Here is a 20,418-nt window from a genome sequence, read left to right as displayed (position 1 = left end):
GAAGGAAATGACCTAGGAACTGTGATTCTCAGGATGAGAAGTGGTGAGGATGACCACAAGCAGGAAGCCGGACACGCGTAAGGAATGCGTCAGCGCACAGTGAGGTGAGCTGCAAGGATGATTCAGGATACTCTAGGGATGTGAGAGGGAACCCCATCAGGACGATGGCAAGGACACCGCTCAAGGAACAAGTGATGAAGGCTGAATAGGATTATTCGGCATCAGGACGAATAGGACACCGCTAGGATGGCGATGCTCGGAGTTCGCTGAAAGGATCAGCCCGTTAAGGATGATGCATGGAGCACATTCAAGTAGCCGGATGCTGCGACTAAGATTAAGCCCCGACACCTGTGTCGGGGCTTTCCTTAATCTTCCTTTCGAGCATAAGAACCTGCGTTAATCAGGCCAAATTGGTCACAATATTGGCTAACAAAAAATAAGCGCATATCAGGTTCTTGATAAACCATAAAAATAACAACGTCAGCAGGCTTTACCTCGTGTCATTCGAACCTTGATATGGACGAGGTCATTGTAAATAAAATAGCGCCTTTCTATCTGGGAAGGCGCTATTTCCGTTTGATTTTTCTGCTATACAAGGAATGTCCGTGACCATAGCGACCCGAAGAACGCTACTTATCCCTTACACAGAGGCGTTTGAGTCAGATTTTCTGGTGCTCAATTACTGTGCGAAAAACCGTGCCCTGATGAACGGGCCGACGACCGTAGCGGCAGCGAAACAGCTTTTTCAGCGGGTATTGCATGATTCTTCACTGTACGCGATGGCCGTGCTGGATAACTACAACCGTGAGTACATGGGGCATGTCTTCATCGAATTTGAGAGTGAAGGGCGCGCTGAGTTGGGCTTTTTATTTGATAAAGCCTACTGGGGACAAGGATTCGCCAGTGAAGCGTTGAATGCCTTTTTCCCCAATATGTGTCAGCGTTTTGGTTTACAGCGTGTGGTCGCAACCATTAAAGCGCAACATGAAGCTGCGCGTACTATTTTGCAAAAGCTCGGTTTTATCCACGCCATGGATGTGGATGAATTTTATGGCCCATGTAGCCAATTTGTCTGGACGGCTGAAGCGGATAGGCTTAGCCCATCCGGTGCGGTGGCAGAGAAAAACCTACCGTTCTAAATCCCCGCATTTCTAACTGACCTTGGTAACAATCGTCGCCAAGTGAGGAAAACTCAAACAAATAAATGGTGTGCCAACGCCACTGGCCAGAGGGCGTTTTGAATTTATGCTGGCCAAAAGCGACGTTGAGTAACTGTAAATCAAGCTTGTCGCAGTGGCGTTGAATCGCTTGTTTGGCGATTTCCGCTTGATGGCGCTGCTGCCAAAACAGAAATCCCGCAAAACAGAGCGCCAGTATCAAGAGCAAATCGCCAATCATGAATTATCCTCGCGTCATCTGCTGTAACTGCTCTAGAGCCTGCGCCAACTCTGGCGATGGACTGGCGTGCAATAAAGGCAGTATCACTCCCCGTAGTGCGGGCAGCATGACCACGTCCGCGAACAATTGATTAAATAAGGGTTGATTATGAGTTTGCGCTAAGCGAACTAAAAAGCGTTGCGCACGGCCGCTATTTTCTAGGCTCATCCAACTGCGTCCTGCAAGCGCAATCAGCACTTCTTGGTGGCAAAGTGCGGGCGAGGCGAGAATCGCATCGCAAGTCGCATCAAGGATATTGGCAGGCGATCCGGCCAAGGCTCTCACTAGAGCCGCGAGCAAAAACAGATCTGGATCGCTGGCTTTGACTTCCGCCTCCGCAAGCTCACTTAAGCGTTTCGCCAGTTTTTCCGGTAAGGTGACATGCTCTAATGCCCCGAGCACAGCGTAAAGTGGCTGAGCGGGCAAATGAGTCAGGGCTTTACGGAGCAATACGCCGTTTTGTTCTTGCTCTAAACGGGCACAAAGATCGGTAATCCCTTGCAAACCCACCGTATGCCACTTATCCCAGCCTAAACCGCCTGAAAAATAGTGCTGAGCGTGTTCGTAGTATTGGCTGCAGGCTAGACCAAGCTGCATGCGAATATGGCTATGCAGCATCGCGAGTTTGTCTTCACTGGGTTTGAAAGTGTAAGGATTATTGGCGAGCTTCTGTTGCTGCTCTTCCGTCAAAGATTGATGGAGTCGGCTGCCCATTGCTTCGAGCAGATATTGAATAAATTGCCCAACATCGGCTTGTTGCAGTAAGCCACGTTCATCAAGTGCAAATTTGAGCATCCAGATCCAAGGTTGACGCTGTTCATTCCAATACACGATAGCGAATTGTGCATGACGTTGTAGCGGAAACGGGTAAGCTTGTTGACCTAACTCCACTTGAGCAAATTGGCGGTTATCCATCGCTTGCACGCGGCGTCCGAGATCAAAAATTTGGTACTGGCAGCCGCTATTTTGCAGCAGAGCCGTGAGGGTACGAATAGTGTCCATGCGGAAATTGATCCTAACTTTCTTTCTCCAATAAATGGTACTCTATGGAACTTTTTCAAGGTCATCATAGAAATAAACCGGACGAATTATGCAGTTCAACGCCGTATTGGTGAAGTTACTCGATGAGTTGGAAGTCAGATTGCGTGCTGCGCAATTGTGGCAAGCGACACCGCCTTCTTCACAAGCTCTCGCCAGCCAAGAGCCCTTTGCAGTGGATACTCTGCTGCCCCATGAGTGGCTGCAGTGGATTTTTCTGCCCAAAATGCAACAGGCGATCGCCCAAAATGCGGTACCGCGTGGTTTCGCGCTGGAGCCGTATTTCTCTGAAGTGTGGCAAGGTGAGGCCCGTTATCAAGCGGTGCTTGCGGTCATTCAACAAATCGACAAGGTGTGCCAATAGATGCTCGAGATTGTTTATCAAGATGAATATTTGGTGGCGGTCAATAAACCGGCTGGCATGTTGGTGCACCGTTCATGGCTCGACAAGCATGAAACCGAGTTTGTAATGCAGACCCTGCGCGATCAAATTGGTCAGCACGTTTTCCCGCTACACCGTTTGGATCGCCCGACATCTGGCGTGTTGGTGTTTGCGCTCTCTAGTCAGATTGCCTCTGAAGTGATGCCGATGTTTGCCAATCATGAGATGGAGAAAACCTATCACGCCATTGTGCGCGGCTGGATAGAAGAGGCGAATGTGCTCGATTATCCACTCAAAGAAGAGCTCGACAAAATTGCCGATAAATTTGCCAAGCAAGATAAAGAAGCGCAGTCGGCGGTGACAGCTTATCGGCCACTCGCCAAAGTGGAACTGCCCATTTCCACAGGAAAGTTTGCCACTACCCGCTATTGCTTGATGGAGATGCAACCGAAGACCGGGCGCAAACATCAGCTGCGTCGTCATATGGCACATCTGCGTCATCCGATAGTGGGTGATACCACGCATGGGGATGGTGTGCATAATCGACTGTTTCGTGAACACTTTTCCGCGCAACGTTTGATGCTGCATGCCAGCGAGTTACGTTTTATGCATCCTTATACTCAGCAACCGTTAGTGATTCGCGCTGGACTAGATGAAGTGTGGCAAGGCTTGCTTAGTGAGTTTGGTTGGCAAGAGTCGCTGTTAATCAACGCTTGATGATTTTCTCAATCAGCCCAATAAAAAAGCCTTCATCATGAAGGCTTTTCTCTTTCTGATTTCTACCTCAGCGACGTTAAGCGGCGGGTGGAAAGGACTATTTGGCCAGATAGTCGCGAATTGCGCGCTCAATGCCTGCTGCATCTAGGCCTAGTTCTGCATGCATCTCTTCTTGCGTGCCTTGCACGATGAACTGATCTGGCAGGCCGAGATTGAGAGCCGGCTTGAGCTGCTTCTCTTTCATCAGAAACTCAATCACGCCAGCCCCTGCGCCACCGGCAATCGCATTTTCTTCCAATGTCACGAGGACATCATGAGTTTGGGCGAGTTGCTTGATGAGGGCTTCATCCAGTGGTTTAACAAAGCGCATGTCAGCCACTGTCGCGTTGAGTTTTTCAGCGGCTTCTAAAGCGTTAGGCAGCAGAGTACCGAAACTCAAAATTGCGACTTTCTCACCTTCGCAGGCCGTGCTTTCACGCATTAAGCGGCCTTTGCCGATTTCCAACGCGGTAAAGTTGCTCTCTAGCTCAACGCCCATGCCATTACCTCGCGGGTAACGAACGGCACTTGGGCCTTGATGTTGATGACCCGTATAGAGCATTTGGCGACATTCATTTTCATCCGCCGGAGCCATGATCAGCATGTTGGGGATGCAGCGCATGTAGCTTAAATCAAACGCACCTTGGTGAGTTTGACCATCGGCTCCGACAATCCCCGCGCGGTCGATGGCAAACATCACCGGCAAGTTCATGATCGCCACATCGTGGATCAGTTGATCGTAACCACGCTGTAAGAAGGTGGAGTAAATCGCCACAATCGGGTGATACCCCGCAATAGCCATACCGGTTGCCAGCGTGACTGCGTGCTGTTCGGCAATCGCCACATCAAAGTATTGGCTTGGGTACTCTTTGGAGAAACGCACCATGCCAGAGCCTTCACGCATGGCTGGGGTAATCGCCATCAACTTAGGATCTTGCGCCGCCATATCACACAGAAAATCGCCAAAGATTTTCGAAAAGGTGGGCTTAGTATTGCTGCTTTTGGGCAAGCTGTGGTGGCTTGGATCAAACTTAGGCACGCCGTGATAGCCAATCGGATCTTTTTCCGCAGGCGCATAGCCTTTGCCTTTTTTGGTCATCACGTGGAGGAACTGTGGCCCTTTTAGCTCACGCATGTTTTTCAGGGTTTTGATCAGTTCCAGTACGTCATGGCCATCCACAGGGCCAATGTAGTTAAAGCCGAGCTCTTCAAATAGCGTACCGGGGACCACCATGCCTTTGAGATGCTCTTCGGTGCGACGAACCAGCTCTTTGATTGGCGGGATGCCAGACAGCACTTTCTTGCCGCCTTCGCGAATAGAAGTGTACAGACTGCCAGACAGCACTTGCGCTAAATGGTTGTTCAGTGCGCCGACATTCTCTGAAATCGACATTTCATTATCATTGAGTACGACCAGCATATCAGGGTGCACATCCCCCGCGTGGTTCATCGCTTCAAACGCCATACCGGCGGTGATCGCGCCATCGCCAATCACACTGACCACTTTACGGTCTTTACCTTCTTTACCAGCGCAGATTGCCATGCCGAGTGCGGCACTGATCGAGGTGGAGGAGTGACCCACCGAGAGGGTGTCGTATTCACTCTCTTCACGCCATGGGAAAGGGTGTAATCCATCTTTCTGGCGAATGGTGGGCATCTGATCACGACGACCAGTCAAAATTTTATGTGGGTAAGCCTGATGACCCACATCCCAGATCAGATGATCAAATGGGGTGTGGTAGACGTAATGCAGCGCAACCGTCAGCTCAACGGTGCCTAATCCTGAGGCCAAATGACCGCTGGATTGGCTCACCGAGTTGAGCAAATAGGTACGTAACTCGTCACACAGCTTAGGCAGCACTTCTTTTGGAAGGCTGCGCAGTTCGTCTGGCGTATTGGCCAGAGCCAGTGTTGGGTATTTTGAGATATCAAGAGTCATAAGTATGCGCGCTTATTGTTTAGTTCTTGCGCTCGACGACATATCGGGCGAACTCTTCCAGATGCTCCGTATTGTAGGGAATTGCTTCTAAAGCCAGAAGCGCTTCTTGTAACAGAGTGTGTGCTTTTTGTTGTGCTCCCTCTAAGCCTAAAAGAGCAGGGTAGGTACTTTTATTTAATTCTTGGTCAGAACCCTGTGGTTTACCAAGGGTTTCGGTATCGCTAATGATATCAAGAATGTCATCTTGAACCTGAAACGCGAGGCCAACCGCTTCTGCATAGCGATCAAGATGCGGTAGCATGGCGCGGCCTTTTTCACCGGCGGCTAAAGCACCTAAACGGATCGCGCAGCGCATTAAAGCGCCGGTTTTATTGCGATGAATGGTTTCCAATTCTTCTAGCGAAATTAAGCGATTTTCCGCCGCCAGATCTAACGCTTGACCAAGGCACATGCCTTGTGCGCCAGAAGCTTCGGCAAGAGCTTGGATCATGGCGACGCGCTGTGTTTCGCCTGCAGCAGAAAGAGCGCCTTCCGCCAAAATAGTAAACGCCAAGGTTTGCAGGGCGTCGCCGGTCAAAATGGCGGTGGCCTCATCAAACTGGATATGGCAAGTGGGCTTGCCGCGGCGCAGCTCATCATCATCCATGGCGGGCAAATCATCATGGATCAGCGAATAAGCGTGAATACACTCCACGGCTGAGGCAGGAGTGTCTAAGTCGCTAAGCTCACAGCCGAGCATTTGCCCCGTGATGTAAACCAAATATGGCCGTGCCCGTTTGCCGCCGAGCAGTAGCCCGTAACGCATCGCCTCGATTAAAGGCAAGGTTTGAAAGGGAATACGGTTCAGCCACTGATCCAGTTGCTGGTTATTTCGCTGTTGGTATGAGGATAACGCCTCAATCATAGGACACTCATCTTTGTCGGTTGTTCTGGCTGGTGGAGCGGCTTACTCTGCTACATCGCTAAAATCGCTGAGCGGGGCATCATCACTGTTACTGAGCAAAATCCGCACACGCTGCTCAGCATCGTCTAGTTTGAGCTTGCCAGCTCTGGCTAAAGAGATGCCACGCTCGAATTTGCGCAGTGCCTCGTCCAGTGCCAGATCGCCACTTTCTAGCTGTTCGACCAACTGTTCCAGCTCTTCGATGGTTGACTCGAAGGACATGTTTTCCGGTTTCTTGCTCGCCATATTTTTTATGCCTTACTTAAGATGCACGAAAGTTACCTCAGGGGGCTTGGCTGGTCAAATTTAACCAAGCGATTTTGTCAGAAATAGAAGGCTTTTTTACCGCGCCAGATAACGAAATGGAAAAAAGTCCACAAAGTCATAATTCGAAGGCTAAAAACTCTGCGCGTGACAGGTGCATCTCTGCCAGTTTTACGTATACACTTGACTAAGGTTTTCACCGTCTATTCTGACAATTTCGTTAAAGAATTTATTCTGTTGCCGATAATGAAGGTAAGATTTTCATTATCGCGAATGTGTAGCCTGAGGAGTGCTTCGTGGATTTAGCAACACTGGTTGGTCTTATTGGTGGCATGGCTTTCGTTATCATGGCGATGGTGCTAGGCGGCAGCATCATGATGTTCGTTGACGTGGTATCAGTTCTTATCGTGGTCGGCGGTTCGGTCTTCGTCGTACTCATGAAGTTCGAGATGGGGCAGTTTTTTGGTGCGGCCAAAATCGCTGGTAAAGCCTTTATGTTTAAAGCTGATGCTCCCGAAGATCTGATTGCCAAAATCGTCGAGATGGCGGATGCCGCACGTAAAGGTGGCTTTTTAGCGTTGGAAGAGATGGAGATCCCCAATCCTTTCATGCAAAAAGGGATCGACCTTTTGGTGGACGGCCATGATGCGGATGTGGTGCGTGCCACCTTGCAAAAAGATATTGTCTTGACCGATGAGCGCCACAGCAAAGGAACCCAAGTTTTTCGCGCCTTTGGTGACGTTGCACCCGCGATGGGGATGATCGGGACACTGGTTGGTCTGGTTGCCATGTTATCTAACATGGACGACCCCAAGTCAATCGGTCCTGCAATGGCGGTTGCTTTGCTGACGACTCTGTACGGTGCGGTACTTTCCAATATGATTTTCTTCCCGATTGCCGACAAGCTCGCGCTGCGTCGTGATCAGGAAACCCTCAACCGTCGTCTGATCATGGACGGTGTTTTAGCGATTCAAGATGGGCAGAACCCAAGGGTTATCGATAGTTATTTGAAGAACTACCTCAACGCAAGTAAACGTATTCTTGATGTTGATAAAGAGTAGCGGAGCCGACTATGGATGACGAACAACAATGTAAATGTCCCCCTCCCGGTTTGCCCGCATGGCTGGGGACGTTTGCGGACTTGATGTCACTGCTGATGTGCTTCTTCGTACTCTTGCTCTCGTTTTCGGAGATGGACGTACTGAAATTTAAGCAGATCGCTGGCTCAATGAAGTTTGCCTTTGGTGTGCAAAACCGTTTGGAAGTGAAAGATATTCCCAAAGGAACCAGTATTATTGCCCAAGAATTTCGTCCCGGTCGCCCAGAGCCGACGCCGATTGATGTGATCATGCAGCAAACCATCGATATCACCCAACAAACCTTGGAATTCCAAGAGGGTGAATCAGACCGAGCTGGCGGTAATCAACGTGATTCCGGTCAGCTTACTGGCGGTCAATCGGCAGAAACTTCGGTGCAAGATAACCAAAACACTCAATCTGAAATGCAACAGCAGCAAGCTCAAGCGATGTCAGAGCAGATGGAAACCGTGGCGGAAAGCATCAAAAAAGCGCTGTCTAGAGAGATTGAGCAAGGAGCCATTGAAGTGGAAAACTTGGGGCAGCAGATTGACATTCGGATCCGCGAAAAAGGCGCGTTCCCAGAAGGTTCCGCATTCTTACAACCTAAGTTCCGTCCTCTGGTACGCCAAATCGCTGAGTTGGTCAAAGACATTCCCGGTAAAGTGCGGGTGACAGGGCATACCGATAACCAGAAACTGGACTCTGAACTGTATCGCTCGAACTGGGATCTCTCTGCACAGCGTGCAGTTTCGGTGGCGCAAGAGATGGAAAAGGTCAAAGATTTTGACCATCTACGACTGCAAGTGCGTGGATTGGCTGATACCCAACCGTTAGGGCCCAATGATACTGAAGCGCAACGGGCAACCAACCGCCGCGTTGAGATCAGTATCTTGCAAGGCGATCCAGTCTACAGTGACGAGGTTCCTTCACTAGGCGGTGGACAACAATAACCGAAGGTATACCCTTCCTACTTGAAGCTGCAGCGGTGTTGGCTACGTTCGTTCACCCCAATCACATAGTCTATCTATGCTCATGGGGACTCACTCACTTGCCGCCTACCTGCAACTCCAAGTAGTTTGGGTATATACACACCGACTGTAAACTAAAAAAGGCAAGCCATTGGGCTTGTCTTTTTTATGGGCTTTTCTCAATAAAGTGTGATCGTGTATAATCGCGCCCCTTTAGCGGTAAGCGCCTTGCCAAGGTTTACCTGCTGCTCGCCAGATTGTCTAACTCAGATTGCGAATAACTGTATGAAATTTATCGTTAAACCCCATCCGGAAATTTTTGTGAAAAGTGAATCGGTACGTAAGCGTTTCACAAAGATCCTTGAGAGCAATATTCGAATTATTGTGAAAGCCCGCACACAAGGGGTGGCGGTATTCAATCGTCGTGATCATATTGAAGTGACGTCAAACAGCGATACTTATTACGCCGAAGTGTTGGAGATTCTGACGACCACACCGGGTATCCAGCAAGTGTTGGAAGTGCAGCAATCAACCTTTACCGATCTGCACAACATCTACGAGCAAGTGCTGGAGCTAAATCGCGCTAACCTCGAAAACAAAACCTTTGTTGTGCGCGCGAAACGCCGTGGTAAGCATGATTTTACCTCTATTGAACTCGAACGTTATGTTGGGGGTGGCCTCAATCAAGCCATCGCCAGTGCCAAGGTAAAATTGATTAACCCTGACGTGACCGTGCAAGTGGAAGTGGTCGATGAGCTGCTCAACCAAGTGATTGCGCGTCATAAAGGTTTAGGTGGTTTCCCTCTGGGTACCCAAGAAGATGTATTGAGCCTGATTTCTGGTGGCTTCGACTCCGGTGTGTCGAGCTATCTGCACATTAAACGTGGTTCAAAAGTGCATTACTGCTTCTTTAATCTGGGGGGACCCGCCCACGAAATTGGTGTGAAGCAAACCGCTTACTACCTGTGGCAAAAATACGGTTCATCGGCCAAAGTGCGATTTATCGCGATCGATTTTGCTCCTGTGGTGGCTGAGATCCTCGAGAAGATCGATGATGGTCAAATGGGCGTGGTGCTCAAGCGTATGTTTATGCGCACCGCCGGTATGGTGGCTGAGAAGTTTGGCATTCAAGCTTTGGTTACGGGTGAAGCGCTAGGCCAGGTTTCTAGCCAAACCCTGACTAACCTGCGCCATATCGATAACGTGACCGATACTTTGATTCTGCGTCCGCTCATCAACTGGGATAAAGAAGACATCATCCGTCTGGCGCGTGAAATTGGTACGGAAGATTTCGCCAAAACCATGCCTGAATTCTGCGGGGTGATTTCAAAAAGCCCAACCGTAAAAGCGGTAAAAGAGAAATTGGAAGAAGAAGAAGCCAAATTCGATTTTGCTCTGCTTGATCAAGTGGTGTACAACGCGCGCCAAATCGACATTCGTGATATTGGTAAAGAGTCGCTGGAAAAAGCCCCTGAAGTGGAGTTGGTTAACAGCGCAGAAGAGGGTAACGCCGTCGTACTGGATATTCGTAGCCCAGACGAAGAGGACGAAAGCCCGCTAGAGATTGCGGGTGTGGAAGTGAAGCATCTGCCTTTCTATAAGCTTGCGACTCAATTTGGTGACCTCGATCAGTCAAAAACCTACTTGCTGTACTGCTCACGTGGCGTGATGAGCCGCTTACAAGCGCTGTACCTGCAAGAGCAAGGGTTTAACAATGTGAAAGTTTATCGCCCATAGTTCATTGCCCATAACGCGATCATGAATGGATAAAACGCAGAGTTTGCTCAGCAGGCTCTGCGTTTTTTTCGCTTTATCTCCTTCCTACTTGAAGCTGCAGCGATGTTGGCTACGCTCGTTCACCCCAATCACATAGTTTGCCTATGCTTATGGGGATTATGAGAGCCATCCTTGGCTCTCACCAAAGGCCAGCCGATGGCTGTGCAAATTTGTTCCAGACAAATTTGTCACTCTCTTGCCGCCTATCTGCAACGCCAAGTAGTTTGTGTATAAGTGTAGTATTTACTGGTTGGAGCTAAAAATGCAGATAAAAAAACACCGCCTAAAGGCGGTGCTAAAAATTTGACAGACAGGTCAAAAATAAATACAGGAAGTATTTGTTTTGTGGCAGGGATAACTGCACAAAACGGGTGGTAGAAACTACCTAACTCGAATTTCGAGTTTGCAAACACAACATCGCAACAACTAAGCCTATTGATTTACAAGGAAATCAAGCCGTTCAGGCCGCCGTTGCGCGGTGAAATATAGATTTTCTCTGGTCGGTTAGCAACGGACAATTTATAATGTTTCAGATTAAAAAAACTAATCTTTAACCGAGTACCGCTATGTCCAGAAGATTGCCTCCCCTTAATTCGTTAAAAGTGTTTGAAGCGGCCGCTCGCCATTTGAGTTTTACCCGAGCTGCTGAAGAATTATTTGTGACACAGGCCGCAGTTAGCCACCAAATCAAAGCATTAGAAGAGTTTTTAGGCTTGAAACTCTTTCGTCGTCGTAATCGCTCTTTATTGCTGACCGAAGAAGGGCAAAGTTACTTCCTCGACATAAAAGATATTTTTAGTTCATTAGCTGAAGCGACCGATAAATTACTTGAGCGCAGTGAAAAAGGGGCGCTGACCATTAGTTTGCCGCCGAGTTTTGCGATTCAATGGTTAGTCCCACGTTTAGCGGATTTTAACCAGCAAGAGCCGGATATTGACGTGCGCATTAAGGCCGTCGATATGGATGAAGGTTCGCTGACTGATGATGTGGATGTGGCGATTTATTATGGCCGAGGTAGTTGGCCGGGCTTACGTGCCGATAAATTGTATCAGGAGTTTTTGATCCCTCTCTGTTCTCCGGCGTTGTTGCTGGGTAACAAGCCAATGGAGAAGTTAAGCGATTTGGCTTATCACACCTTGTTGCACGATACCTCGCGTAAAGACTGGAAACAATTTGCTAAAGAGAACGGCCTTGATAACGTTAATGTTAACCATGGGCCGATCTTCAGTCACTCAACCATGGTGTTGCAAGCGGCTGCGCATGGGCAAGGTGTTGCGTTAGGCAATAACGTGTTAGCGCAACCAGAAATTGATGCTGGTCGCTTGATTGCCCCTTTTGATGAGGTATTGATGACCAATAACGCCTTCTATGTGGTGTGCCATGAAAAGCAGGCGGATATGGGACGGATCGCCACTTTCCGCGATTGGATGCTGAAAAAGGCGCGCAGTGAGCAAGTGGATATTTTGCAACATAAGCACAACCAGTAAATTCGGGTTATGAGGTAAAGGATGAACAGTAAGTATTTACTCGCTCTCGGGGGCTTGCTATCGGGTGTTGCGGTGGGTTTAGGCGCCTTTGCGGCGCACGGTTTAAAAAAGATGTTAAGCCCGTATTTACTCGATGTGTTTGAGACGGGCGTGCAGTATCAATTTATCCATGCATTAGCTCTGCTCGTGTGCGGCATATTATTGTTGCTGCCGCTCCATGAAGCCGCGCATAAAGGCTTTCGCCGCGCGGCACAGTTTTTCTTGGTCGGGATCGTCTGTTTTAGCGGTAGCTTGTACGCGCTCGCACTCACTGGAGTGAAGTGGTTTGGTCCTATCACGCCTTTTGGTGGCGTGATGTTCATCTTAGGCTGGATCTGGTTTAGTTACGCGGCGTGGAAAAGTCAGTAGTCTGTGTTGTGATGCCTAATCAGAGGGGATTTAGTCCGCGGACGATGAGTTAAAACGGATATCTTGCAAGTTAAACCCAAGCTCGATGTCCGTTTTCAAGGCACTGACTTGTTTACAGATGCGCGCCATTTCAATGTGAGGATCGAGTTTTTTGCGATATTTTGCCGGTAGTTCAGGGCTAGCATACGCCTCTTCAATGCTCGAGAACTGGTTTAAAATCTCTTTCGCCGCTTTCGGGCCAATACCGGCCACGCCGGGAATTTGGCTTGAGCTGACGCCCGTTAATCCCCAATAGTCGGTTAATTGTGCGGGAGTAACGCCAAACTCCTGAGCGATAAAAGGCTCATCTAACCAACGTTGTTGAAAGTAGTCGCGGATTTGTAAGGTCGGAGAAAGTAACTGACAGTAGCCCTTATCGGTCGAGATAATTGTCACTTTTTCTTGATGAGCCGCCACTTTACAAGCCAGTGTTGCAACCAGATCGTCCGCTTCATCGCCTTCCGATAACAGCGAATCAATCCCCAGTTGCCACCACGCATCTTGAATCGAGTCTAGTCCTTGCTGCAAAACGTCTGGCATGGGTTTGCGATTGGCTTTGTAAGTTGGGAGTAACTCAGCGCGCCAGCCACGATCAGATAAATGATGATCAAACACCGCGATCATATGACTGGGCTGCGCTTCATTAATGATGCGCTGCAGAGTGCGTGTTGTGGTTTCCGCGGTTCTGGTGATGTCGTTGGGATCGGGTTGCGCGGAGTGAACGCGGCGGATCAAATTAAGCGCATCAATAATGACAAGATGAAGAGACATAACCAAAAACCATAAAAAATAAGGGCTTGTGAGGCCCTTATTGTAATCAAATCCGTCAAGATTACTACCCAAGCGACGAGTTCTGGCTTGAGCAGACATTGGCTTTAGGTTTAAGTCACTATCTTATAGCAAGGTTCGTATGCGCTGCCGCCTGGAAGTTTCATCCGGTTTTGGGCAACGAAATCATTGAGTAGCTGATCCATTTTTTTCATTAACACTGGGTCACCATGCATTTCAAAGGGGCCGTGGCGTTCAATTTCACGGATCCCTTCCGCTTTGACGTTGCCTGCCACAACGCCAGAGAAGGCTCGACGCAGATTGGCTGCAAGCACTTCTGGGCGTTGGTTTAAGTGCAAATCAAGGTTCGCCATGCTCTCGTGGTTAGGCTCAAACGGCAGTTGGAATTCCGGCTCAATTTTGAGTGACCAGTTAAAACTGTACGCATCTTCTTTATCTTTACGATGTTGACGCACCAGTGGCATGGCATTACTCATAATACGTGCCGCTTCCGCTGGATTATCGATGACGATGCTGTAATGCTTACGAGCGGCTTCACCCAAGGTATCGGTAATGAATTTATCCAAAGAGCGGAAATACGCTTCACTCTGTTTTGGCCCTGTCAGCACAATAGGCATTGGCTGATCGGCGTTTTCTGGGTGCATCATAATGCCCAAGATATACAGTAGCTCTTCTGCCGTACCTGGACCTCCGGGGAAAATGATGATGCCATGTGCCATACGCACGAACGCTTCCAAACGTTTTTCGATATCTGGCATGATCACCAGCTCATTAACGATAGGGTTGGGCGGCTCGGCGGCAATAATTGAAGGTTCGGTCAATCCGAGGTAGCGGTATTCCGAATAACGCTGTTTGGCGTGGCCGACCGCCGCACCTTTCATTGGGCCTTCCATCGCACCGGGGCCACAACCAGTACAGATGTTCAGTTCACGTAAACCGAGCTCATGGCCGACTTCACGAGTGTATTGGTACTCAACTTCATTAATCGAATGTCCACCCCAGCATACAACGAGATTGGGTGTCGCTCCGGGAATCAGTGCTCCGGCATTGCGCAAAATACCAAACACGAGGTTAGTTATGTGCGTCGCGTTAGTCAGGTTCAGGCGCTGGCTATCGGCTAAATGCATATTGACGTAAACAATATCGCGCAGCACAGAAAAGAGGTGTTCTTGGATCCCTTTAATGATCTGTCCATCGACAAAGGCATGTTCGGGGGGATTCGCCAGCTCAAGTTTGATGCCGCGTTCACGGCGCATGACGGTGATATCGAAATTCTTATATTTATCGAGCAACTCTTTCGAGTTATCCGTGTGGCTACCTGAGTTCAACACGGCAAGGCTGCAATTGCGATAAAGTTGGTAGAGATCACTCGAGGCGGTCTTTTTCAGACGTTCTACTTCGAGTTGTGACAGTAGATCCATACTGCCGGCTGGGCTGACTTGAATAATCATAGTGTCCTCCTTCAACCTGAGGTTGAGGTCATGCTAGAGCATGATGTTGAGCATTTGTTATAAAACAAGAGTAGCAGAGATACCCAGAGAAGGGGGTGATAACCTCTTGATATATCTGGCTTCAATCTAGAGGTATCTAGTCAGGTAAGAAAATAGAGTGAGGGGGTAATTGTGAAATTGAGCACAAATTAATAGTTAATTAGCTTAAATATTAATCAGTTATTTCCAAACTAACTGACTTGGACCGATATGTTTGGCTTCACTTAGCGTCAGATTTAAACGATCAAGAACCGTTTCGGGGGTATCTGAATCCATGAAGCGGATACTCGCCGCAGACAGCGTGATGGTTAGGCTCTTATCGCGGAACTTGAACGGTAGTTTCGACACGTTGAGCTGGATCTGGTGAATAATCTGGTAACTCTCATTATCGGAGCGTTCAGGCAGTAACAGAATGAACTCTTCACCAGAGAAGCGAGCCACGGTGTCACTGTCTCGTAATTCTTTTTTGATGGTGCGAGCAATGATACTCAAGGCCTTATCGCCTGCGGTATAGCCAAAGCTGTCGTTGATCGATTTGAATTTATCAATATCAAACAGCACTACCCGCAAATTGTGTTGCGTACGGATCCAGCGGCGATACTCATGTTCAAGTCGCTCAGTAAAGCTACTGCGGTTGTACACTTTGGTCAGAGGATCGAGTTGCGCGCGCAATGCTTGATCTTCAAGGCGGCGACGATAATCTTGTGCCAAATCAGACAGGGCTTCCATCTGATCTTTGCTATAGCGCATACGCTCAAGTAGGGCTTGCTCACGTTGCTCCGCTAAGAGTAAGCGTTCAGAAAGTGAAGACATCTCGCGCAGTAAAGGCGCCATTTTCAGCTTGAGCTGTTCTAGCTCCGTCTGTTCTTTGAGCGCGGTCTGGCTACGAGCCACTAAACTGCTCAGCTCGCCATTCATCTCTTGGCGGTGTGCCATGTAACTCTGGTTTTGCTCAAGATTTTGAGTCGCGCTTTTTAGGTTATTGCCAATCGAGAGATTCACTTGCTCGAGAAAGGCTTCGGCTGCTTTGCGCTCAGCATGGCTTCCATCGACGACTAAACGCAGTACTTCAAGGGTGAGCTCAAGCAGGGTATGGGTATTGACGCCAAGCAGAAGCTTGGTTCGGATATCGGTCAGTTGATCACCCGATTCACCATTGAAATCCAACTCAGTAATCAAGTGTTGTAAATCAACGGCAAGTCGATGCAGCAGTTCTCGATCCGCTTGTTGAGTAAGCTCATTGAGCGCCAGATTGGGATTGGCACATTGAATTTTGACCGCGCGTTCATAAATTTCCAGCAAACGCAAAGCTTGCTGAGTTTTTTCCAGCGGCTGTGCGGCGCTAAAACTCAGCAGATCTCGAAGATCGCGTTTGATCTTGGCGGGTAAGCCGGGGACGCGCAGTAGCGTTTCACCACTGTGCTGTAGCTGGCTATCCAGATGACTCGTTTGTTTGTCCATGGCCAATGACTGTTGTTTCAACATGCGTTCCAGTACGGCTAATTTCGGGATCAGCGTACTGATGTCTTTTTGTTGTTCTAATGCAAAACAGAGTTCTTCTAAACTTTGGTTTAGTCGAGAGCTACTGCCGCGGCAAGTCGTAGCCAAGGAAGTGACCATTCGTTTAAGAACTTGCTGCTCTCGGTTAAATTTGAACGAAGTATCCCTTTGTGTCAAACGTACTTGTTCTAACTGAGATTTCAGTTTTTGAAGCTCTGCTTGGATATCTTGTTCTAGAACGCCCATGTACAACAAACTGGATAGTTGAGGATCAATCCTGATCCTATTTATTGATTTGTCGATAATAACAAATATTTTGCTGGCGTCACCCAGTGTTTATGCCGACTGGGCAGCATTTATCCATCTTTTAAGAGTTTTTTGATGTTGTCCTCATTCTTATAAGAAGAGTGAACTTTGATCAGCCCTTGATTTATTGCTTGTTTACAAGAAAGTCGAATATTTTCCGAAGCAAAGCTGGCGGCTGGGGCATTATCAATCGCTTTAAAATAGACCCAATGACTTTGGCCTTCACTCAAGCTTAACTCTCTGGCGATATTGGTTGCCATCAACAAAATATCCAACAATTCTTTATCATTGATGGCGGTATAAGCCCGCGGTAAAAATGGGTAATCGGCAATACCAATTCGAACTATTCGGTTTATTTTTCTTTCTGGTGCAAAATCATTCAGCCAAGATTGAATCTGGTTGAATAATATTTCTGGTTCACTTCGCTCGCTGCCATTTTTTTCGATATACAACAGGCTTGCATCTGAAAAATGGTACAACCGATCGGGTTCTTTTATTTTAGTTTTAAGAAATTTACCAAAAGCGCGCTCTAATTCTAAACCGGCGGTATAACCATTTTGCAGATACATGTTGCGCATGAAAGGAATATCGATCAGCACAAAACGCAGTCTATCGTTGAGCGGTTGACGAATGAGCTCCCCTAGCTGCCACTGTTCATAGTTACGGTTACTGTTTTCTAATGAACTGGGTAACTTCGCATTCAGCATACGTAGATTGCTTAGGCGCGATCTCGAATGAGTAAATAAAGTGTCATGCAACTCAGAGATTTGATCTTGAAAGCCTTGAATAAGATAACCGCGTCGCAAAGTAATCAGAAAAAGTACTAAGCTAATGCTCAGTAAAAACAAAGCCACTTTACGTAATTGGCTGAATTGATTGTTGGTCTCTTGCAGCTGTTTTTCTTGTCCAACTAAATGCAAGGTCTGTTCAATAAACTCCCGTTGCTGACGAAATGCATCTTCACTGATTTGGTTAAGCTTATTTTGTCGTTTTTGGGCGAGAACCTGACTCTTTTTAAAATTGTCTAGCGCTTTGGCGGCTGAGCCGGTTCTTTCATAACCGAGAGAAAGTAAACGGTAAGCTTGCTCTTGAAGTTCGTCATCTTGAATCGATTGACCAATATGCAGTGCCATTTCTGCATAACGAACGATATCCTGATTTATTTCTTGATAATAAGCCAACCCTGAATGCAGTAAGGCGGCGTGCCCATTTAAACGAGGAATATCAGCCATTCCTAATAGCTCTTCAGCGCTGGTTAAATACTGCTCAGCAACGGGGTAGTTGTAGAGTTGTAAATAGGTAGCGGAGAGATTGATGCGAATTTCAATTTCATCACTGAGTGACGATTGATTATTTTGATGGTCAATCACATTGAAATAATGCACCAAAGCTAAGTTATATTTGCCTTGCTGGTAGTAGACATCACCCATTTGTTTGAGAACAGCAGATAAAAATGGCGATTGTTCGTAGCGGCCATAAAAGTCTGCCGCTTGTGAGAAGTGATCGAGTGCTTTATCTAACACTTGGCGATTGAAAAACAGTTTGCCTAGCAGTGTGTTTGCTTGCGCTAACAGCACGCCGGCGTTGTTCTCAATAGCACTCCAGTAGGCGATCAGCAATTCGGAAAGCGCCAGGTTGTAACGTCCATGGCTAAGATTGTGCTCACCTAAGGTTAGGTGATACTCAATGGCCGGTTTTTCGTTTTGTAAGGTGTCAAGATAGGGTTTGGCCTTGGCAAACAGCTTATCGGCCAATTCAAGCTCATTGGCTTTTGAGGCGATTTCGGCACTGAGTAACGTAAGTTTGTAATCAATGCCTTTGGCGATTTGATCGGCATTTTCGATCACCTGATACTGCTCATTGATCTTCTGTATTCTTTCGCGCGCGGCCTGTGCATCGCCCTCTTTTTGCCAAATAAGACGAGTGCTAAGGATTTGCACATCGAGGTGTAGATAGGGGAGTTGGTATTGTTCAGTCAGTGCATTGGCATCGCGCAAAATCTGTTGCGCTTGTTCATGTTCACCAAGATTATCCAAGGCGAGCGCCAAAATCATCAAGGCATCGACCGTACTGCCGGGTGTGCGTGTCCGGCTGTCGGCTTCATCTCGAGCAATTGTGGCGGGGTGTTTTTCCTGTTTCTCGGCTAAATGGCGCTCATTAAGGTACTGCTGCGCCATTTTTTTTGCTTGTAAGGGTGAGACCTCGACCAAGCCGCTAGCTTCATTGAGCATAGGTGAAGAGTAAATCGTGGCCTGAGCCCAACTTGAAGCCAGAAGTAAGGTCGCTATGGTTATCCAGCGCAGAAATCTCATCCTAAGTCGTATCCTTATTGTCGCGCCATGCGTTGATTATGGTTCGGTGCTGACTGGTGGCTGGAGCGGAATGGGTTGATATCTAAACCACCGCGTCGAGTGTAACGCGCATACACGGTCAAACTCTGTGGTTGGCAGTAGCGCATAATGTCGGTGAAAATACGCTCAACACACTGCTCATGAAACTCATTATGCTCACGGAAAGAGACAAGATAACGCAGTAAGGCTTCACGATTCATCTTAGCGCCGTGATACGCAATTTCGACGCTCCCCCAGTCGGGTTGATTGGTGATTAGGCAGTTCGATTTAAGCAAATGGCTGTGCAGTACTTCGCTGACTTTTTCACCCTGTGCTGCACCTTGCAGCAAGGCATCGTCAAACTCGTAGTTAGCGATTTCAATATCTTGATCATCAATGCACTCGCCTTGCATGGTCACTATCGGCTCTGCGGTGTAATCACTCAGTGGTTTGACTTTTACGGTCACGGTTTCACCGGCGCAGGCCGAAAGATCGTGCACTAAGCGCGTTTGCACCTCATCCCAAGACGCAAAACGAGTCTGATTGTAGCTGTTGAGATAGAGCTTGAACGATTTGGATTCGATCAAATTGGCACTGGTCGCTGGAATCGACACTTCTCCGATCGCCACTTGGGGCAGGCCTTTCTGATTGAGCCAAGAGAGCTCATACAGCGTCCAAATATCGCAGCCTTGAAAAGGCAGAGTCGCGCTAAGATGCAGATCATTGCGGTTCAAGCTGCGTGGCACAGGTTGCAGTAAGCTTGGGTCATACTGGTTGGCATACTCGGTTTTTTTACCCAGAGTTAAGCTTGCCAGCTCTTTGGCATCGGAATATTTGCTCATGTTTTTCAGTCGATTCAATTAGAATGTGCAGAATTTTACGCAATCCCAGTGCCAGTGTCATTAACGAGGCGGCGCAAACTCAACATGGAGATGATTATGACGCAAAGCGTAGTGCAAGCATTGAGTGCATTCAGTCAGCGTTTTCTACAACATTGTGCCCAGCAAACCGGCCAATTACCGGAAAATGATGAATTATTGGGACTGTCTTCGCCTTGTGTGGTCGAAGAGCTGACCGATGTGGTGCGCTGGCGTCCCGTCAATCGTGAGGTTTGGGCAGATTTCAGTAATGTCGAGCGGGCGATTGAGCTCACGCTGCACGAGGATATTAAAGCATTTTACGCCAGCCAGTTTAGTGCTGATATGCCTGCGCAGTGGCGAGGCCGAGAGCTGACTTTGCTGCAAGTATGGAGTGAAGACGATTTCACCCGCCTGCAGGAAAACATCTTGGGGCATTTGGTGATGCAGCGCCGCTTAAAGCAAAAGCCAACCGTATTTATCGCCACTACCGAGGATGAAATGGCAGTGATTTCAGTGTGTAACCTGAGTGGTAATGTGATCCTCGAGAAATTAGGGACAGCGCAGCGTGAAGTATTGACTGCCGATCTTGAGACGTTTTTAGAACAGCTTGAACCAAAGGTGAATTGA

20 protein-coding genes are annotated in these 20,418 nt (G+C 48.1%); 9 read left to right on the top strand and 11 right to left on the bottom strand.

Annotation, left to right across the window (positions count from 1 at the left end; translation table 11 throughout):
- The first annotated feature begins 605 nt into the window (after positions 1-605).
- Complete coding sequence (locus F0316_RS09660; RefSeq protein ID WP_142741016.1) at positions 606-1,139, top strand: GNAT family N-acetyltransferase; 534 nt, start codon at positions 606-608, stop codon at positions 1,137-1,139.
- On the opposite strand, the gene F0316_RS09655 is transcribed toward F0316_RS09660, so the two are convergent.
- Positions 1,096-1,398: a DUF3301 domain-containing protein gene (locus F0316_RS09655; RefSeq protein ID WP_142741017.1), complete on the bottom strand. Its 303-nt coding sequence runs from the start codon at positions 1,396-1,398 to the stop codon at positions 1,096-1,098. The genes F0316_RS09660 and F0316_RS09655 overlap by 44 nt on opposite strands.
- A gap of 3 nt (positions 1,399-1,401) precedes the next feature.
- Positions 1,402-2,439 (bottom strand): DUF3549 family protein, encoded by a 1,038-nt coding sequence (locus tag F0316_RS09650; RefSeq protein WP_149560445.1) that lies wholly within the window; start codon positions 2,437-2,439, stop codon positions 1,402-1,404.
- Between the two features lie 88 nt (positions 2,440-2,527).
- Here F0316_RS09650 and F0316_RS09645 point away from each other — a divergent pair, with 88 nt between their 5' ends.
- Both F0316_RS09645 and truC read left to right on the top strand, forming a co-directional pair.
- Positions 2,528-2,839 carry a YqcC family protein gene (locus tag F0316_RS09645; protein WP_001160165.1) on the top strand — a complete coding sequence of 104 codons (312 nt, stop codon included), beginning with the start codon at positions 2,528-2,530 and terminating at the stop codon, positions 2,837-2,839.
- Positions 2,840-3,574: a tRNA pseudouridine(65) synthase TruC gene (truC, locus tag F0316_RS09640; protein ID WP_000890135.1), complete on the top strand. Its 735-nt coding sequence runs from the start codon at positions 2,840-2,842 to the stop codon at positions 3,572-3,574.
- Positions 3,575-3,671: 97 nt separating this feature from the next.
- Here the strand turns inward: truC and dxs are convergent, their stop codons facing one another.
- From dxs to F0316_RS20000, 4 genes are all read right to left on the bottom strand, one after another.
- The gene (dxs, locus tag F0316_RS09635) at positions 3,672-5,552 is read right to left on the bottom strand and encodes a 1-deoxy-D-xylulose-5-phosphate synthase (RefSeq protein WP_142625627.1); all 1,881 of its coding nucleotides are present in this window, start codon (positions 5,550-5,552) and stop codon (positions 3,672-3,674) included.
- A 19-nt stretch (positions 5,553-5,571) separates the two neighbouring features.
- Complete coding sequence (gene ispA / locus F0316_RS09630; protein WP_000568613.1) at positions 5,572-6,456, bottom strand: (2E,6E)-farnesyl diphosphate synthase; 885 nt, start codon at positions 6,454-6,456, stop codon at positions 5,572-5,574.
- 42 nt (positions 6,457-6,498) lie between these two features.
- Positions 6,499-6,741, bottom strand: coding sequence for an exodeoxyribonuclease VII small subunit (xseB, locus tag F0316_RS09625; RefSeq protein WP_149560444.1), 243 nt, complete (start codon positions 6,739-6,741; stop codon positions 6,499-6,501).
- A 247-nt stretch (positions 6,742-6,988) separates the two neighbouring features.
- Entirely contained in the window at positions 6,989-7,198 is a 210-nt protein-coding gene (locus F0316_RS20000; protein ID WP_001885989.1) for a hypothetical protein, read from the bottom strand.
- On the opposite strand from F0316_RS20000, the gene pomA reads away from it, so the two are divergent.
- The 5 genes from pomA to F0316_RS09595 all read left to right on the top strand — a co-directional run bounded on the left by pomA (position 7,107) and on the right by F0316_RS09595 (position 12,477).
- Positions 7,107-7,820 (top strand): flagellar motor protein PomA, encoded by a 714-nt coding sequence (gene pomA, locus F0316_RS09620; protein WP_001922974.1) that lies wholly within the window; start codon positions 7,107-7,109, stop codon positions 7,818-7,820. The two genes, F0316_RS20000 and pomA, sit on opposite strands and share 92 nt — an antisense overlap.
- Before the next feature lie 11 nt (positions 7,821-7,831).
- The gene (locus tag F0316_RS09615; protein ID WP_000340821.1) at positions 7,832-8,788 is read left to right on the top strand and encodes a flagellar motor protein MotB; all 957 of its coding nucleotides are present in this window, start codon (positions 7,832-7,834) and stop codon (positions 8,786-8,788) included.
- A gap of 303 nt (positions 8,789-9,091) precedes the next feature.
- Entirely contained in the window at positions 9,092-10,543 is a 1,452-nt protein-coding gene (thiI, locus tag F0316_RS09610; protein ID WP_000668924.1) for a tRNA uracil 4-sulfurtransferase ThiI, read from the top strand.
- A gap of 605 nt (positions 10,544-11,148) precedes the next feature.
- Complete coding sequence (locus F0316_RS09600; RefSeq protein WP_000091135.1) at positions 11,149-12,069, top strand: transcriptional regulator GcvA; 921 nt, start codon at positions 11,149-11,151, stop codon at positions 12,067-12,069.
- A 21-nt stretch (positions 12,070-12,090) separates the two neighbouring features.
- A complete protein-coding gene (locus F0316_RS09595; RefSeq protein WP_001086368.1) occupies positions 12,091-12,477 on the top strand; it encodes a DUF423 domain-containing protein in 387 nt (128 codons plus the stop codon).
- A 30-nt stretch (positions 12,478-12,507) separates the two neighbouring features.
- Here the strand turns inward: F0316_RS09595 and xni are convergent, their stop codons facing one another.
- The 5 genes from xni to queF all read right to left on the bottom strand — a co-directional run bounded on the left by xni (position 12,508) and on the right by queF (position 19,773).
- Positions 12,508-13,287 carry a flap endonuclease Xni gene (xni, locus tag F0316_RS09590; protein ID WP_000052134.1) on the bottom strand — a complete coding sequence of 260 codons (780 nt, stop codon included), beginning with the start codon at positions 13,285-13,287 and terminating at the stop codon, positions 12,508-12,510.
- A 110-nt stretch (positions 13,288-13,397) separates the two neighbouring features.
- Positions 13,398-14,756 carry a nucleotide 5'-monophosphate nucleosidase PpnN gene (gene ppnN / locus F0316_RS09585; RefSeq protein WP_000586703.1) on the bottom strand — a complete coding sequence of 453 codons (1,359 nt, stop codon included), beginning with the start codon at positions 14,754-14,756 and terminating at the stop codon, positions 13,398-13,400.
- Between the two features lie 219 nt (positions 14,757-14,975).
- On the bottom strand, positions 14,976-16,541 hold the full coding sequence (locus F0316_RS09580; RefSeq protein WP_000538431.1) for a GGDEF domain-containing protein: 1,566 nt from the start codon (positions 16,539-16,541) through the stop codon (positions 14,976-14,978).
- 110 nt (positions 16,542-16,651) lie between these two features.
- On the bottom strand, positions 16,652-18,913 hold the full coding sequence (locus tag F0316_RS09575; RefSeq protein WP_001211755.1) for a tetratricopeptide repeat protein: 2,262 nt from the start codon (positions 18,911-18,913) through the stop codon (positions 16,652-16,654).
- Positions 18,914-18,927: 14 nt separating this feature from the next.
- Complete coding sequence (gene queF, locus F0316_RS09570) at positions 18,928-19,773, bottom strand: NADPH-dependent 7-cyano-7-deazaguanine reductase QueF (RefSeq protein ID WP_000049894.1); 846 nt, start codon at positions 19,771-19,773, stop codon at positions 18,928-18,930.
- Between the two features lie 96 nt (positions 19,774-19,869).
- On the opposite strand from queF, the gene syd reads away from it, so the two are divergent.
- On the top strand, positions 19,870-20,418 hold the full coding sequence (gene syd / locus F0316_RS09565) for a SecY-interacting protein (protein WP_172626007.1): 549 nt from the start codon (positions 19,870-19,872) through the stop codon (positions 20,416-20,418).

It is taken from the genome of Vibrio cholerae, assembly GCF_008369605.1.
Taxonomy (GTDB): Bacteria; Pseudomonadota; Gammaproteobacteria; order Enterobacterales; family Vibrionaceae; genus Vibrio; species Vibrio cholerae.
Note: the sequence above shows the minus strand (reverse complement) of the source record. Positions and strands in the feature narration are given on the sequence as shown.

Bases quoted from the DNA above. Each gene is read 5' to 3' on its own strand.
- pomA (WP_001922974.1), top strand. From the start codon at position 7,107: ATGGCGATGGTGCTAGGCGGCAGCATCATGATGTTCGTTGACGTGGTA.
- xni (WP_000052134.1), bottom strand. From the start codon at position 13,287: ATGTCTCTTCATCTTGTCATTATTGATGCGCTTAATTTGATCCGCCGC.
- F0316_RS09645 (WP_001160165.1), top strand. From the start codon at position 2,528: ATGCAGTTCAACGCCGTATTGGTGAAGTTACTCGATGAGTTGGAAGTC.
- F0316_RS09615 (WP_000340821.1), top strand. From the start codon at position 7,832: ATGGATGACGAACAACAATGTAAATGTCCCCCTCCCGGTTTGCCCGCA.
- ispA (WP_000568613.1), bottom strand. From the start codon at position 6,456: ATGATTGAGGCGTTATCCTCATACCAACAGCGAAATAACCAGCAACTG.
- F0316_RS09655 (WP_142741017.1), bottom strand. From the start codon at position 1,398: ATGATTGGCGATTTGCTCTTGATACTGGCGCTCTGTTTTGCGGGATTT.
- dxs (WP_142625627.1), bottom strand. From the start codon at position 5,552: ATGACTCTTGATATCTCAAAATACCCAACACTGGCTCTGGCCAATACG.
- F0316_RS09595 (WP_001086368.1), top strand. From the start codon at position 12,091: ATGAACAGTAAGTATTTACTCGCTCTCGGGGGCTTGCTATCGGGTGTT.
- queF (WP_000049894.1), bottom strand. From the start codon at position 19,773: ATGAGCAAATATTCCGATGCCAAAGAGCTGGCAAGCTTAACTCTGGGT.
- thiI (WP_000668924.1), top strand. From the start codon at position 9,092: ATGAAATTTATCGTTAAACCCCATCCGGAAATTTTTGTGAAAAGTGAA.
- F0316_RS20000 (WP_001885989.1), bottom strand. From the start codon at position 7,198: ATGAGTACGACGAAGACCGAACCGCCGACCACGATAAGAACTGATACC.
- F0316_RS09580 (WP_000538431.1), bottom strand. From the start codon at position 16,541: ATGGGCGTTCTAGAACAAGATATCCAAGCAGAGCTTCAAAAACTGAAA.
- truC (WP_000890135.1), top strand. From the start codon at position 2,840: ATGCTCGAGATTGTTTATCAAGATGAATATTTGGTGGCGGTCAATAAA.
- F0316_RS09600 (WP_000091135.1), top strand. From the start codon at position 11,149: ATGTCCAGAAGATTGCCTCCCCTTAATTCGTTAAAAGTGTTTGAAGCG.
- F0316_RS09650 (WP_149560445.1), bottom strand. From the start codon at position 2,439: ATGGACACTATTCGTACCCTCACGGCTCTGCTGCAAAATAGCGGCTGC.
- syd (WP_172626007.1), top strand. From the start codon at position 19,870: ATGACGCAAAGCGTAGTGCAAGCATTGAGTGCATTCAGTCAGCGTTTT.
- F0316_RS09575 (WP_001211755.1), bottom strand. From the start codon at position 18,913: ATGAGATTTCTGCGCTGGATAACCATAGCGACCTTACTTCTGGCTTCA.
- xseB (WP_149560444.1), bottom strand. From the start codon at position 6,741: ATGGCGAGCAAGAAACCGGAAAACATGTCCTTCGAGTCAACCATCGAA.
- ppnN (WP_000586703.1), bottom strand. From the start codon at position 14,756: ATGATTATTCAAGTCAGCCCAGCCGGCAGTATGGATCTACTGTCACAA.